This is a genomic window from Hahella chejuensis KCTC 2396, from assembly GCF_000012985.1.
Taxonomy (GTDB): Bacteria; Pseudomonadota; Gammaproteobacteria; order Pseudomonadales; family Oleiphilaceae; genus Hahella; species Hahella chejuensis.
This window is the reverse complement of the sequence record NC_007645.1, coordinates 4,654,730-4,668,969: the sequence shown is the minus strand read 5'-3', so window position 1 is coordinate 4,668,969 and position 14,240 is coordinate 4,654,730. Positions and strand designations below refer to the sequence as shown.

Here is a 14,240-nt window from a genome sequence, read left to right as displayed (position 1 = left end):
TTGACTAAGTGCGGGAGTATTTGACCTCCTCGCCTCCTGCAGGACGCTTTGGCGCTCCGTCTCTCCTTAAATTCTTTGTAGGCATCTAACCTGATGAGAGTAAGCAATAGCGAATTCGTCTCCGCCTGGAGCGGCGAGAGCGTGTCGCCCGTCTATGTCGTCGAGCTGTCGTTCGACCGCGCCAACGAGGACGTGGTGTATCTGACCAGCGGCCCGGTAACGGGTTTGTCTGGCGTGGTGTATGACGGCGTGTTGAACGCCCGCACCTTGTCCGGCACATCGCAAAAAATCCAGCCGGATAAAGGCTTGGCGTCTATCGGTAGTCTGGAATTTGAGGCGCTGGACCACAACCTGACCGCACTGCAAAAAGCCAAGCTGGATGATGGTAAGGGTCTGCGCGGAAAACGCGTGCGCGTCTGGATCGGCGAGCGGGGTTTGGCGTGGTCGGACTTTGTCCTGGTGGCCACGCAGATTGTGGAGGACGCCGAGTTCCTGGACGGGGTTTATTCGTTTAGTTGCGCCGATGTGCAACGGACGCTGCGTAAGGATATTTTCGACGTTAAAAAAGTCGGCTTGTTAGCGTCAGCCGTAGGTAATGGCGACGTGATTCAGGTTTATTCGACGGAAGGGTTTGCGCCCGTCTACCAGCCGCGCGGCAGCGGCATTACCGATGCGCCCAACCGGACCGTCGGTTATCTCAAAATGCCCAACGGTTGCATCGTGCGTTACAAATACACCACCCCCACCGCCTTTTGGGGCTGTGAGTGGGGCGCGCTGGGCACCAAGCATCTGGTGGCGACGGTTAAAAAGTCCGAGGACACCAACGCCGACAACGCCCCGCAGGTGGAAGAGTATGTCTACATCGAGCAGCCGGCGCCCATGCTGCTGTATGGATTGCTGACCGGTTATATTTACGGCTATCCCGGCAAACGCTACCCAGACCACTGGCACCTGGGCGTCGATCCGCAATATGTGCGCACGTCCGACTTTATCAATATCGGCGCGGACCTCTGGGATGTGGCCGACGCAGACAAGGGCTTGCCGGCGGTGGTGCGTGGGCAAACCAAGATCGACGGCAAGAAGTTCATTGAAGAGCAACTGCTGTTGATGATGGGCGCGTTTTCGCCGATCTACGCCAATGGGGAAATGGGGCTGCGTCGTCGCACGGCGATCATGTCCAGCGGGGCTTACGTCAGAGAACTTAACGCCAGCAATCTGCTGAAGGTGGACGCGCTACGTCATGACATGGGCGCGATCATCAATCAGATCGCTATCCACTGGCATTATGACCCGGACAAAAAAGAGTACCGCCGCGCCAACGTGCTGGTGGACCCGGACTCCATCGCCACCCATGGCGCGTCTGATTTAAAGGAGCTGAAGTTTAAAACCCTGCACAGCTCCCGCCACGCCTATTCCGCCATCAAGCATCAGTTCGACGCCTTGCGCGACGCCTACGCCGGGCCGCCTTTGCTCCTCGATGTTGTGGCCGACATGGACAACCACGACCTGGAAGTGGGCGACATTGTCCGCGTTAACCTGGAGCATGTGCAGGATTACACCGGCTCCATGACGGACGGACGCCTGGACCGTAACTTTGAAATCCAGCAGATCGCCACGGACTGGGTGACGGGGCGGGTGAAGCTTGCCTTGCTGGGCTCCTCGCAGCCGGCGGGCGCCTTGCCGCCGGATCAGAATGGCGCGGCGCTGCCGGATGCGTGGTACAGCTCCGCCGGCGTGGCGATCAACGCGGCCAGCTTCCCGGGCAAAGTGCTGGTCACTGATATGCAGGTGCGTATCGTCAGCGACATAAGCCTGAATGGCGGGGCGGACCTGCATCAGTCCGTTTACTACTGCGACCGGGATTTAACCGTGGACGCGGGCGTGACAGTGGTTCTGTCTGGCAACGTGCAACTGCGGGTCAAAGGTTTTCTGCAGATCAACGGCGTCCTGGATGGCAAGGGCCGAGGCATCGCGGGAGCCGCTGGCGGACAATCTGTTTCCCTAACCGGTATCGGCTCCACCGTGGCGGGAGACGGGATTGTCTTCGGTTTGGGATCGGGAGACCGTCGCCGCTTCGAATCCGCCAACAACCGCGGCGGCATCAACGCCCGCGCCGCGCGGGATAACGTCGCTTACCTTAATTTAAATGTGGATGCGCAAGGTCACCTGCAGGGCTTGCCGGCGGATATTCGCGGCAACGGCGGCCATGGCGGCGGCGCTGCCGTCAACCGCTACGGCGGCAATAAGGGAGAAACACCCGGCGGACGCGGTGGCGCAGGCGGCGCCGGATTGCTGGTGGTGGCGCGCGGCATCGACCTGGGCGCCAACGGACGGGTGGACACCAGCGGCGTGGATGGCGAACTGGGCAGCCCGCGCCAGATCGGCGGGAACATGGACCCTAAAGCCTATCTCAAATCCGGCAGCGGCGCCGGCGGCGCGCCCGGTGCGGTGTATTACCTTGTCGACGGCAAATACAACCCGCCCAACGTCACCGTGGGCAACAGCACGGCGCGCTATGGCGTCAGCCCGGTGCAGGACGGCGTCTATTTCATCCAAGGCCGTAAGCATCAAAATGACACGGTAGGCGCGAGCTGGGACCCGTCCTTTGAAGGGATCAATAAAGCAGTCGCCTCCGCCTACGTGGGGAACTATCTAGGACCCGAGCGCGAGAACGCCGTGCGCGGCTTTCTGACCAAAGCGACCGGGCAGGCGCCCAATATGGCGGAGTCCTGGCATCGGGTGCAGATCCTGTCCGGCTATCAACCGCCCATTGTCATGGAAGAGGTGGCGAAAAAGCCGCTGCGTATCAGTGTCACGGAGTCGGCGAATACGCCGCGCACGCCGGACGGCAATATCTCTACCCTGGAATTAAGCGCCGTTCCGCCCGACGATCCCAGCTATAGCCACGCTTTCTTCCAGTATCGACGGGCGGACGGCGCAGGCTGGACGGACCTGGGCGCGGCGTCGCCGGAGCTGACCCTGCAGCTGGTGAGCGATGGCAAGACGTATTACTTCCGCGCCTTCGGCGTGAGCAAGTCGGGCAAACGCTCCACTAACTACGCCGCTGCGACGGCCACGGTCTCGCGCATTGAAACTGGCTCGCCTGACGTGCGCGAGGCTTTGCCTCTGGTGACGCCCAAAGTGATGCTGGTGGATAGAGGGCAAGAGGCCAATCACTTTATGGGCAGGGATGCGCACTTCTATATTTACTATGGCTCCAACTACCAGGAGCCGCCGCACTTCGCCTTCTATGAGGTAACCATCTACCACAAGGGCCTGCAGGTGCGGCGGGAGTACATTACCGGCAGAAGCTACACCTACACGGGCAATATGAACCTGGAGGACGGCGCCAGCCGGGAGTTCAGTTTAAGCGTGCGACCTCGGGGGAAGCAGAACCAGACCGGACAAGCGGTGTTTATCAGCGTGTCTAACCCGGCGCCCAAGGTAACCGTCAACAATACGGTCGCCGGGATCAGCACGGCGCGCACCTATCTGACGGAGATTACCGACCCGGATTTCAAATCCATCAAGGTCTACCGATCAACGGTGAAAGGTTTTACGCCCAGTCCGGATAACCTGGTGTATGACGGCTACACCAACCCGGTTATCCATGAAGGCTTGCAGCCGGACACCACCTATTATTTCCGGTTGCTGGGCGCGGATGAGTTCGGCGACGGGGAGTTGACCCCGGAGTTCAGTTTCAAGACGGAAGCCTTCAACCCGGCGGGCGAACTGAGCGACGGCGACAACCTGATCGTGCGCGGCAATGTGGTCAGCGAATACGGCGGCTCCAAAGTGATCCTGGGACCGCTCAAACGCGACGGCTATTACAACGTGCTGGAGGCGAGCGCCGCCAATGCGCCCATATTTGAGGTCAGGGAAAACGGCGACGTGTTGCTGGGCGATCAAAGCAGCGGCTCATACGCTATTTGGGATCAGTCGGCGGCGGCGTTCAAAGTCTACGGTCAGATTCACGTCGCGCCGGGGAGCAAGGGCTACGCGTCCCTGCAGGATCGCCCCAGTTCTTTGGCGTCCATTAACCCAACGGAAGCCGGCAAGCTGCAAGGCATTCAGGACGGCGCCACCAAGGGGGCGGACTGGGGACAGGTGTCCGGCATTCCACAACGGTTTTCCGATAGCGCTACGCCGGGCCTGAACCTGACGGCGGACTACCTTGGCTTTCATAACGGCAGCCGCTTCACTACCTACATGGACCGAAACGGCCACTTCGTCCTGAACGCCGGCGCGGTGAATAACTGCCTAAGCTGGAACGGCTCCGTGCTGTCCGTGCGCGGGGACGTATTGGCCACCAGCGTGGCGGCGAGCGTCAGTCTGAGCGCGCCGACGATCAGCGGCGGAACCATCCAAGGGACGCATATCACGGGGACCACCATTACTGGCGGCGCGATCAACGGGACCAGCATTACCGGCGCCACGGTGACGGGCTCCACCATGCAGACCGCCGGCGGCGGCAAGCGGATTGTTTTGTCCTCGGCCACCAATGAAGCCCACTTCTACGGGGATCAGGGAGACGGATCGATCCAGGAGCTGGCGACCATTGGCATATGTCCTTTCGGAAGCGACAAGTATGTGATGCAGGTGGGGAACCAGAACCCGGGGAACCGTCGGGCGGGCATACTGGCGCACTCCAATGATACGGTCGCGATCATGGCGCAATCGAATACGGGCATGCCTCTGTTTGCGGTGCATGAGTCCCAGACCGCACGGACCAGCCCCGCTATTTATGCGCTCAACATGTCGCACGATCCGATATCCGTTGGCGTGAAGGCGAGCAGTGCGGGCGGGGTAGGGGTGAATGCACAGGGGAGCAAGTACGCGGTTTACGCCAACTTTGGCGGCTATGGTCCTTTCACCGGCGCGCACGATTGCTTATTGCGTACCGGCAGTGATCCCAAGCCGGGACAAATCCTGGTCTATGGCGAGGTCATCAACCGCCGGGATTTATCCAACGTACTGCATGAAGTGCGCCTGTCATTGAAGCCGCGCCAGCGTGGCAAAGCGGGCGTTTATGTTTCCGCCACCGTCATTAACCCGGAACACTTTGACATGACGGACGAGGCGTTTGCGGAGCTGGAGGAGACGTATACCGCCGGCATCATGAACGCCTTGGGGGAAGGTCAGATCCTGGTGTGTGGCGAAAGCGGCGACATCGAGATAGGCGATTACATCGTCACCTCAAGCCGGCCCGGCGTTGGCATGCGACAGGAGGATGACGTGCTGCGCAGCTACACCATCGCGGAGGCCCGCGAGGCGATTAACTGGACAGAGGAGGGAAGCGACGAGAGATTGATTTCTTGTAAGTATCTTTGTGGTTGAGGAGGGCGCTCCTCCTCACGCCTGCGCGATTTGAGTAAATGCCGAGTTTGTGAAATTGGAGTTAGGCTCTCGGCCTCAATGGAAACTGGTTCTGAAAAGTGCTTTGATTCAATAAGTTGGGATCTGGCTTGTTGTGATAACGAGCCCCCCAAAGAAAGTGTATATGCGCACGGACGGTTTTTAGAAAATGAGATGGTTTTACTTTTCGGGTTTTTTACACTGGAATCAGTGGGCTGGAGGAACTATCTTCAAAATATTAGAATGGAAAAACGCGCATGCGCGATATACAAATGTTAAGCAGACAAGAGAAGGCCATGGAAGACAAAGTAGAGCTTGGGGATTACTCAAAGATATTAGCTTTGCAGGAATATATAAATTCCCGGCTTCGTGACGCCTATGAATCCAATAAGGATAAAGGGCGTGAGAACTTGTCGAAGTTTCTTGTCGATTTTGTTGAGGCTCTTGTGGATGAGTTAAATGCAAATGGGCACAGCTTTGGTCGCTGCGACTATTCCGGTGATGTGAATTTCGAGAATAGCGAGCAGCAGTATAGTGATGGTGAGGAAATGGGGTGCGGGGTTCTTCTCCATTTCCACGGCTTCGCAGTAAAGGCTAGCTGGGAAGGTCGAGACAAGTATGCTTAACAAGGCCATAAAATTCGTTACGGCCACGAAAGGTGTAGCCTCCACCGGACTGCCTACGCGTTGCTTCGGCAGCCGTTTATGGCGGCGTTACGTGTAATGGAAAAAATCGACCGTCTGGCGCAACAATACGATGCTCAGCGCCATGTACATTTGAATAGTGCTCCGCCACCAACACCAGAGTCTGTGGCAAAAATTGAAGAGCACTTTGGGTGTGCATTGCCTAAGAGTCATATTCGATTTTGTGAGAAATCTGCGCACTATGGTGATTGGCTAGCTAGTATCGGCCCAGATTTTGAGTCTCCGAATCATATAATCAATATAAATCGGCTATGGCGTGAAGAAGTCGAAGAAAATGAGCGTATTCCACCAAATCTTTTGATAATAAATGTCGGCTATGATGAAGATCTTGATTGTATTGATATGGAAACATTCGATGAGGCTACAGGGGAATATCTAATCACTTATTGGGCTTATGACGTACCACCGGAGGAAAGCGATTTGTCTGGAAGCTTTTTTGACTATATGGCAAAGCAGGTTCGCGGGTGGTAAAACACGTAACAAGTCAAAGCACGCTCGCCAGCACAGCTGGCTGGACCTCCGCACTACGTGCTCCGGCCCGTGTTTGAGGCGTTAGGAAATACGAAACACTATGGCATGGAATACTGAGAAACTCGAGAAAGAGCTTTGTAGGTATGGCGTTCCAAAAGGTGTCATGGATTATTTCCTGGAAAAACCAGATTTAGGCTATGTCAAAATTATCGAAATTATGGATAAAAGAATTTCAGATAATCATCTTGTAAATGGGCTTGCCATCTTAAATGAGCTGATTTTGAGGAAAGCTGTTGAACCAGATATTGAGAAAGTGACAGGCTATTTTGTTACATCTTTGGAGATCGAGAACGCTGAGAAAGTCACCTACGCTGGAGAACAATTTGTCACTTATCTAATGCGTTCGTTACTATATATACGCTTACAAAGTGTGGCAGTTCAGTTTCAACAGCTTCTAGCTAAAATTAAGGTTAATGCACCTGTAGCCTACGAAAGGCATAAGGTTCGTGTAAACCTTGCATACAAAATATGGGTCGAGAAAAATGCCTAACAAGGTGCTCAAACCGATACCAAACACTCCGCACCTTTTGTGTTTCGCTTTGCTCAGTATCACACAAAGGGAGCTCCGTGCTTGTCACGGTTTAGCAAGGCGTTAACTTTTAGAGCTATGCCAAAAATCCTCGAAAAAAGGCACTTTGAAGATGTAGATGAAGAGCTTGGCTATTCCTATATTGGGGATGACTATTGCATCCTCTCCGGGGGTACAAAGTTTTCATTGAGAAAATATGAAGATGAAGATCGGGTCATAATCTCCGATCCATGGGTGGTTAAATTTAGTTCGCCAGATACGCATGAGCTAATTTGCTTTGTAAAAAATGAGCTCTTTCATAAAGATATAGAAATATGGCACGCAGGAGAGGGCGGTTACGAACCAATTCCAAAGGGTTAACCGGGGTCAAAGTTCACAAAGCCAAGCAGTAAAGCCCCTGCTGGCGGCGATTATGAGTAATCGAATTGGATAAAGAAATCAAAAATTTATTAGGGAAACTGTGCGTAGACTTGGGGTTCTGTTTACCGCCTATAGAGCAAGATCGTATCGCATCTCTTGGAGTTTGGAGGGCGGACGAATTTGCGAAGGATGTTATTTCTAGTGAAGGGCTTAATCCAGAGTATGAGAAAAAATGGTTCCGAGAAATTCGAAATCGATTTGTTGCTCATTTTGGTAGTAACGTGTATGAAAGCAAAAATTCATAACCAGGCGGTGTTGTCGCCTTCGGCTGGGACGGCGCAAAAAGTGCGCCGCCCTAACACTTGGCATTAGGCTCATGATAAGGAAAAAAAGTGCAAGCTGTCAATCCTAAATTGATAATAGTTTTATTAGTTGTAATCGCATTTATTGCCTATTTACAACTAAGTAATCCATATAAAAAATATAGCCGCCAAGCATATTGGGAAACGGCTACAGTTGAAGATGTGTATTCAATACCTGATGAGGCCTTGCTCCCAGGTAATAAAAATGGGCCAGTACTAATGTGGGCAGCAACTAGCTCAAACAACCCAAAAGTAATTACTGCGCTGGTTGAGCGTGGTGCTAATGTAAATGAAGCGGACTCTGGTGTATTCTCAGGAACACCATTGAGTGCAGCAGCTGGCTATGCTACTAACCCAGCAATAATAGATGCGCTTGTAGGTTTAGGTGCAGATATAAATAAAGTGGTTGGTAGTAATGATAAAACGCCGTTGATAATAGCGGCAGAAATAAATAAAAGTCCCGCAATTATAGAAAGCCTTATACGCAATGGCGCTGATGTTAATTACAAAGACCTAACAGGTCGGACGGCTTTAGAGCAAGCAAAAAGATTTAAAAACGAAGAAGTCTCTAAATTGCTTAAGGCATACACAAAATAAATTAACCTAACCAGCAGCTCCACCGGACTCCGTAATGTGAGCGGGGCGTTAAACCAATAGGGGTTCTAATGCGGAAGCTCTCTGTATTTCTCGTTCTTTTAGTTGTTTTTGGGTGTTCCAAGAAGGATGAGTTATCCGAGGAGGTGTACCAACCGCAAATTGTAGAACTAACAGATGACCATAGGAAAATAGCCTTAACCGCCTCGGATCTATCAAGGGTTGAGGAGTTGACGATTCAAATTCTGAATTACCATAAATCTCAGAATACTCTAGTATCAAGAACTCTCAATCCGCCTATCGCCAAAGAAGAGGTAAAGAAGTTATTTTCTGAATTTTCGTGTGAGCCTCCAGAAGAGATATACCGGATATGGTCGATTATCAATGGTACTTCGATGGCCGGTAGTGATGACAGTTTTATTTGGTATCATAAATTGATGTCGGCTGAAGACTCAATATCAAAGAATAAAGAGCTGCGAAATTACGATATGCCTGATTGGAATTCAGATTGGTTTCCGATATTCGAGTTTCAGGATGAGTGGTATTTTTTTGAATGCACAGATACACCTAAGCTTGCAAGCCCGATAGTGTTCTATTTTACAGAATCTGGTGCGTGGTATAGTTATATTAATCTTACTACAATGCTTGAATTTGGCGCGGCTGTTATTAGCCAGGGGTTGCATAAAGAGGACGGTGAGATTTCCTATAGTGAGCGAAATCGAAGATTGTATGAGATCCATAGGAAGCTTAATGAAGGCGCCACGTTTCCTTATGCTGTCGAATAGGTTTAACAAGTCAATGCAAAGGACCCAGCTACACTCCGCAAATTTTGTGGCCGGTCGCTGCGCTCCACTTTACCCAAAAATTGGCTCCGTTCCGCTGAGCCTTTGATTGAGGCGTTAATCTCTCAAGGGCAGATTCAGCAATTCTTCCTGGCCAGCCATATCGGCTTCAGTTCTGGAATCTGATTAGATGACCACTTTGGTGACCTGCGTGGATGCTATATGGTGTGTTTAAGTGATGCCAGCTGGTTTAATTATTCTGGTTTCGTCTAGTTTTTGTACCCTACAGATGTAGGATATGGGCTGGTTTATAAGGGGGGGCGGGAAAAAGAATTCTTGTAAACTCGTCCATGATAGTGATTCTTAGAGGAGTTTCTTGTTTTCAATAGAAAAATATTATCCTTCCAGGGGCGGAAGTTACTGAAATAAGGGCTTTTTTGCAGGGAAAAAGCTACAAAATATTATGAAGCTATTTATCGAGGTGAGTTTTGCAAAATAAGGGTGTAACTCATTGATTTATAAGGGGCCGAAATTCCTATTTGTACACTAGGGGATAAACTGAAAAATCCCTTTATAATCAGTCTGTTGCGCCGCTATCAGCAATGATATGGGGTGCAAGGGGGCGAGTGTTCAAATCACTCCGTTCCGACCAATTTTCATTTCTAATTTCAATAAGTTACACACTCGATTGGAATTATTGTTTTTTATTGTCTCAAAATTTTCTCAAAGAATTCTCAAAAGTTTTCGCTAATTTCTCCTAATTTTAGGTCTGCTGACGCATCTATCCACCTAATTTCGCTGTGTCCGGAGTCGTAGTTCTTCACCATTTTTTCTGATGCCCATCCACCTAATTTTTTAGGGGCTTTTCCCTGGTCTATGTACAGTTTTTAACCTAGTGCTCGGATTTCATGGAAGGTCGGTTTTTCTCCATCTTGGTAGTCATCGAACATTCCGACCTGAGAATCCCTGATTGACTTGAAGTTTCTAGACACCATCTCAGGACCAATCTGAGTCCAGTGATAATCGCCCTTTCTCTTTTTCTTACGTATTGGTCTTCTGTGTATGACATAGGGGCTCGGTATGTCACTACGGCAACGTTTTAATAATTCGCCTAACTGCTGTCCGATCTCGATTTTTAAGTAGCCTGTATCATGCTTTTTGGTCTCCTCTTGGATAACAAATAGGTATCCATCTTTGATGTCTTCAAACTTCATTTTCACAATGTCTTCACGACGCTGAAGGGTGAGCAATGCTAAGTCCATTGCGTTTTTCATCCATGCTGGAGAATGAAATCTAATTCGTAAATACTCATCTAAGGAAAGCCGTTTCCGGGTCTTTTCTTGGATTAATGACGCTGTGCGCCAGGCATAAAAGACTTGGATAAAGAAAATGAGCGGAGAGGCGCGGATAGCCGTTAAACTCAGGAGGCAGTGAGTCTCTCGTAATTTTTCTCGCGGCAAGCGGCTCATAAGCCGGCCCACTTCTTCGTATAGACGGGAACAGCTCTGCGCTAAAGCCCTTTTCTCCCTAACACACCTCAAACCCCAACGGCGGCGTTTCTCCCTCCACCTGCTTAGTTTTGACTTCTGTGACGATGGCGGCTTCGGGGCCGTCGTGGAGCCAGTCTATGAGTTGGTTGACGGCTTCGGTGTCGCCGTAAGCGAGGACTTCGACGCGGCCGTCCGGCAGGTTTTTGGCGTAGCCGAGTACGTGGAGGCGTTCGGCGACCTGGCGGGTGGAGTTGCGATACCAGACTCCCTGGACTTTGCCGCTGACCCAGGCGCGGATGTGTTGTTTATCCTGCACTTTCATCTCCTTCGCTTGTTGCGTTGATTGCGCTCTCTTTAGTCATGCTACGCCAAGGCGCAGAACGGGGCTCGTTGGCTTTTTCTTTGTTTTTAGGCGGTGTGAAGGCCGCTTTTAATCACCAAGCTTATCTGTCGGCGTCTAAGAGCGCATACTTCTGATAGGTTTATCACTATATTTAGTAAAAAGCGCGTGTAGAGGCTTAAATTATAATAGATGCGGTGACTGCTTCATGGGGTTTCCTTTGAAGTCTCAGTGCGGGCGGCTTGGCTTTAATGAAGGCGTTGGGTGATATGGAAACAGGAAAACTGCTGATCGCGCTCTGTGGGGACACGCATCCGGCGATCCTTGAAGAGTTCGGTAATTTTGATAGTTGGTTTATTGATGTTTTCGACAAAATGGGGATATCCACCCATTTGTGGAATACCCATATGCACCATGACGCGCCGGAAGGAGATTTTATTGGTTGCGTCGTCACTGGCTCACCGGCGATGGTGACGGATCGGGCGCAATGGTCGGAAGATCTGGGACGCTGGATGCGACTGGCGATAGAGCGAGGTCTGCCGCTGCTGGGAGTCTGCTACGGTCACCAATTATTGGCTGACGCCCTGGGCGGTGTGGTGGACTATCAACCTGACGGACGTGAAATCGGCTCCCTGCTGATCACCAATCATGCTTTCGACAGCGACGACTATATCTTTTCGCGACTCCCTCATATTTTTCATGCCCACCTGACGCATGCGCAGTCTGTACTCACTCTACCGGAAGGGGCGGTGAACCTGGCCAGCAGCGGGCGGGTGAAGCATCAGGCGTTCCGCTATGGCGCACGTACCTGGGGCGTGCAGTTCCATCCCGAGTTTACCTGTCCGATCATGTCTGCATACTTGTCCGTATACCGTGATCAGATTCCGCCGGCGCAACGACTGCAACTGGAGGCGCATTTGCAGGATTGTTTTGACGCTCAGAGAGTGTTGGAGATTTTCGCGGAAGGGTGCCTGCGCGGCTTTGCTTAGAGCCGCCTTGTTTGAAGTGATTGGCTAATAGACGGAGCGTGTTGGGTTCACCACCAATACTTGCCGAACATCTCCGGGTTCGCCCAGTTTTCCGCATTGTTCCACGCCCGTTTGGGGTTGTAATCCGTGATGGAATAAGCGTAAACCGCCAGCGCCCGATTAGGGTCGGTAAAAATCTCCAGGCGACGAAATCCCAGTGCAATCAAGTGATTAAAGTCCCACTCAGGCGATTGATTATGATCTATGGTCGCCAGCACATTGGGTATCAGCAGATTACGCGGGGCAGCCAGCAATGCTTGTCCTGCCAGGAAGGGAAGTCTCTCTACCGTATCACTGATGATGGCGGCTTCAGGGTGGCTATCGATTCCCGCAATCTCCGCCGTCGTGGCGGCGCAGGCCACATTCACCTGCCTGTCTTCACTGTATCTGCGCAACGCGGGTGGTTGCGCCGGACCGGTGTTCAGGACGCAAGTCGGGGACATGACGGTCAGCCAGTCGAATAGCAGGTCGTTTGGCGAAGTGGCCACTTGGATTCCACCTATGGTGCAGTCAGTACGGATAGCGGAGCGAATACAAAAAAAGCGCTGATCCATCAGCGCTACTGTTACTTGGTATCTGCAAGTATTTAAGCAGGGTAAACGAAGAAATGAAATGAAAAAGACTCTGAATTGCTTCAGACAATTAGAGTGTAGTAAAGCCTATGCTGGCGCGTTAGACGGATTATCCATTAAACTCGAAAGCGTATTCTCGAAATGCGATAACAAACTAGAAAGCGCTTTTATTCGATAGCGCAACTCAATGAAACTCGGAGAAATATATGCAAAGTAGAACTCTGTCAAAAATAGGTGTGGCATTGTTCACATTCTGCTTCAGTTTGTTTGTTCAGGCGGAAGCCCCATTGACCGGAGACCTCATTGACCGCTGGATTAAGTCTCAGAAAGCCGTGCAGGAGTGGGGCGAGAAGCACGAAGAAGAATTATCCAAATATGAAAAAGACAATGAGATGATCCCCACTAATATCGACGACATTGTCGCGCCTCTGAAAGCCTCAGGTTTGTATGGTCAGGTTGAAGATATTGTGGAAGGCTACGGTTTCTCCACTCCAGAAGAGTGGGCCAGCGCGGCGCTGCGTATTTTCGGCGCCTATGCGGCGATTGAGATGCAGGGGCAGCAAGTCGATATGGACGCCATGAAGCAGCAATTGGCGGAGCTGGAGAAGAATCCGAATATCAGCGCCGAGCAGAAACAAATGATGCGCGACATGATGCAGCAGGGCCTGGCGATGATGGAGAAGTTCAAAAACGCGCCGCCCGCGGATGTCGAAGCGGTCAAACCGCATATGAGCAAGCTGCGTAAATTTATGGACGAGAGCGGCGGTGGTATAGGCGACTGATTGTCGTCGGATTACAGATATCGCAAGGGACTGCAGCTTACGGCTGCAGTCGCTCAATCTCCCAATTCTCATCGGTCTTTTTATACAAAAAGCGGTCATGCAACCGATTGGCGCGGCCTTGCCAGAACTCAATCGTAACTGGCTTCACCCTGTATCCTCCCCAGAATGACGGCAACGGCACTTCGCCTTGCTTGAAACGGTTTTTCATCTGTTCAAACGCCTGCTCCAGTAGTTTGCGCGAACCTATTCCCTGACTTTGTTGAGAGGCCCATGCCGCGACCTGTGACTCATGGGGGCGGCTCAGAAAATAGCGGGTGGCTTCGGCGATGGAGAGCTTTTCCGCCACACCGGTGACGCATATCTGACGCTCCATTGGCAGCCACGCGAAATGCAGGCTGACGTTGGCGTTTTCAGCGATATTCTGCGCCTTGCGGCTACCCAGGTTGGTGTAGAACACGAATCCGGAGGGGTCCAGGTTTTTCAGCAATACGATGCGTTGGCTGGGAACGCCCTGCGCATTGACCGTCGCCAGGGACATGGCGGTGGGGTCGGCGTTGAGATCGGCGTCGATCGCCGTCTGCAACCAGTTTTTGAACTGAACAATGGGGTCGTCGGCCAGGTCTTTACGGGACAGGCCGGCGTAGAGGTACTCGCGTCTGATGTCGTCTAGTTTCATGAGTGCTGCAATCCGGACAAGCTGATGATTTAGCGGATGATTCCGCCGACGGTATGACTGGTATTGTACGGCAATTCACGCCGATTCGCTCACCGGAGAAGTGGAGGGCGCGCCTGAGGGCGAACAAGGGAGAGT

The 14,240-nt window shown here is 51.9% G+C and carries 14 protein-coding genes; 10 read left to right on the top strand and 4 right to left on the bottom strand.

Going from position 1 to position 14,240, the window contains the following annotated elements; all coding sequences use genetic code 11:
• Positions 1 to 93: 93 nt before the first annotated feature.
• The 8 genes from HCH_RS20305 to HCH_RS20270 all read left to right on the top strand — a co-directional run bounded on the left by HCH_RS20305 (position 94) and on the right by HCH_RS20270 (position 9,220).
• Positions 94 to 5,337 carry a fibronectin type III domain-containing protein gene (locus tag HCH_RS20305; RefSeq protein ID WP_011398308.1) on the top strand — a complete coding sequence of 1,748 codons (5,244 nt, stop codon included), beginning with the start codon at positions 94 to 96 and terminating at the stop codon, positions 5,335 to 5,337.
• A gap of 314 nt (positions 5,338 to 5,651) precedes the next feature.
• Positions 5,652 to 5,981 (top strand): hypothetical protein, encoded by a 330-nt coding sequence (locus HCH_RS20300; RefSeq protein WP_011398307.1) that lies wholly within the window; start codon positions 5,652 to 5,654, stop codon positions 5,979 to 5,981.
• Positions 5,982 to 6,077: 96 nt separating this feature from the next.
• Complete coding sequence (locus tag HCH_RS20295; RefSeq protein ID WP_041598828.1) at positions 6,078 to 6,530, top strand: SMI1/KNR4 family protein; 453 nt, start codon at positions 6,078 to 6,080, stop codon at positions 6,528 to 6,530.
• Between the two features lie 100 nt (positions 6,531 to 6,630).
• The gene (locus HCH_RS20290) at positions 6,631 to 7,080 is read left to right on the top strand and encodes a hypothetical protein (RefSeq protein ID WP_011398305.1); all 450 of its coding nucleotides are present in this window, start codon (positions 6,631 to 6,633) and stop codon (positions 7,078 to 7,080) included.
• A gap of 117 nt (positions 7,081 to 7,197) precedes the next feature.
• Entirely contained in the window at positions 7,198 to 7,479 is a 282-nt protein-coding gene (locus HCH_RS20285) for a hypothetical protein (protein WP_041598827.1), read from the top strand.
• Positions 7,480 to 7,544: 65 nt separating this feature from the next.
• Positions 7,545 to 7,784, top strand: coding sequence for a hypothetical protein (locus HCH_RS33925; RefSeq protein WP_011398304.1), 240 nt, complete (start codon positions 7,545 to 7,547; stop codon positions 7,782 to 7,784).
• Positions 7,785 to 7,871: 87 nt separating this feature from the next.
• Entirely contained in the window at positions 7,872 to 8,438 is a 567-nt protein-coding gene (locus tag HCH_RS20275; protein ID WP_041598825.1) for an ankyrin repeat domain-containing protein, read from the top strand.
• A 68-nt stretch (positions 8,439 to 8,506) separates the two neighbouring features.
• Positions 8,507 to 9,220, top strand: a complete 714-nt coding sequence (locus tag HCH_RS20270) for an SMI1/KNR4 family protein (protein WP_011398303.1) — start codon at positions 8,507 to 8,509, stop codon at positions 9,218 to 9,220.
• Between the two features lie 884 nt (positions 9,221 to 10,104).
• Here the strand turns inward: HCH_RS20270 and HCH_RS33920 are convergent.
• Entirely contained in the window at positions 10,105 to 10,686 is a 582-nt protein-coding gene (locus HCH_RS33920; protein ID WP_148212633.1) for a tyrosine-type recombinase/integrase, read from the bottom strand.
• Positions 10,687 to 10,744: 58 nt separating this feature from the next.
• On the bottom strand, positions 10,745 to 11,029 hold the full coding sequence (locus tag HCH_RS20260) for an acylphosphatase (RefSeq protein WP_011398302.1): 285 nt from the start codon (positions 11,027 to 11,029) through the stop codon (positions 10,745 to 10,747).
• Between the two features lie 287 nt (positions 11,030 to 11,316).
• On the opposite strand from HCH_RS20260, the gene HCH_RS20255 reads away from it, so the two are divergent.
• Positions 11,317 to 12,036, top strand: a complete 720-nt coding sequence (locus tag HCH_RS20255; protein ID WP_041598824.1) for a glutamine amidotransferase — start codon at positions 11,317 to 11,319, stop codon at positions 12,034 to 12,036.
• Positions 12,037 to 12,083: 47 nt separating this feature from the next.
• On the opposite strand, the gene HCH_RS32595 is transcribed toward HCH_RS20255, so the two are convergent.
• Positions 12,084 to 12,629: a DUF6231 family protein gene (locus HCH_RS32595; RefSeq protein ID WP_049781032.1), complete on the bottom strand. Its 546-nt coding sequence runs from the start codon at positions 12,627 to 12,629 to the stop codon at positions 12,084 to 12,086.
• Between the two features lie 224 nt (positions 12,630 to 12,853).
• On the opposite strand from HCH_RS32595, the gene HCH_RS20245 reads away from it, so the two are divergent.
• Complete coding sequence (locus HCH_RS20245; protein ID WP_011398298.1) at positions 12,854 to 13,429, top strand: hypothetical protein; 576 nt, start codon at positions 12,854 to 12,856, stop codon at positions 13,427 to 13,429.
• Positions 13,430 to 13,466: 37 nt separating this feature from the next.
• On the opposite strand, the gene pdxH is transcribed toward HCH_RS20245, so the two are convergent.
• Positions 13,467 to 14,105 carry a pyridoxamine 5'-phosphate oxidase gene (gene pdxH, locus HCH_RS20240; protein ID WP_011398297.1) on the bottom strand — a complete coding sequence of 213 codons (639 nt, stop codon included), beginning with the start codon at positions 14,103 to 14,105 and terminating at the stop codon, positions 13,467 to 13,469.
• Positions 14,106 to 14,240 lie beyond the last annotated feature (135 nt).

Bases quoted from the DNA above. Each gene is read 5' to 3' on its own strand.
- HCH_RS20305 (WP_011398308.1), top strand. From the start codon at position 94: ATGAGAGTAAGCAATAGCGAATTCGTCTCCGCCTGGAGCGGCGAGAGC.
- HCH_RS20300 (WP_011398307.1), top strand. From the start codon at position 5,652: ATGGAAGACAAAGTAGAGCTTGGGGATTACTCAAAGATATTAGCTTTG.
- HCH_RS20295 (WP_041598828.1), top strand. From the start codon at position 6,078: ATGGAAAAAATCGACCGTCTGGCGCAACAATACGATGCTCAGCGCCAT.
- HCH_RS20290 (WP_011398305.1), top strand. From the start codon at position 6,631: ATGGCATGGAATACTGAGAAACTCGAGAAAGAGCTTTGTAGGTATGGC.
- HCH_RS20285 (WP_041598827.1), top strand. From the start codon at position 7,198: ATGCCAAAAATCCTCGAAAAAAGGCACTTTGAAGATGTAGATGAAGAG.
- HCH_RS20270 (WP_011398303.1), top strand. From the start codon at position 8,507: ATGCGGAAGCTCTCTGTATTTCTCGTTCTTTTAGTTGTTTTTGGGTGT.
- HCH_RS33920 (WP_148212633.1), bottom strand. From the start codon at position 10,686: ATGAGCCGCTTGCCGCGAGAAAAATTACGAGAGACTCACTGCCTCCTG.
- HCH_RS20260 (WP_011398302.1), bottom strand. From the start codon at position 11,029: ATGAAAGTGCAGGATAAACAACACATCCGCGCCTGGGTCAGCGGCAAA.
- HCH_RS20255 (WP_041598824.1), top strand. From the start codon at position 11,317: ATGGAAACAGGAAAACTGCTGATCGCGCTCTGTGGGGACACGCATCCG.
- HCH_RS32595 (WP_049781032.1), bottom strand. From the start codon at position 12,629: ATGGATCAGCGCTTTTTTTGTATTCGCTCCGCTATCCGTACTGACTGC.
- HCH_RS20245 (WP_011398298.1), top strand. From the start codon at position 12,854: ATGCAAAGTAGAACTCTGTCAAAAATAGGTGTGGCATTGTTCACATTC.
- pdxH (WP_011398297.1), bottom strand. From the start codon at position 14,105: ATGAAACTAGACGACATCAGACGCGAGTACCTCTACGCCGGCCTGTCC.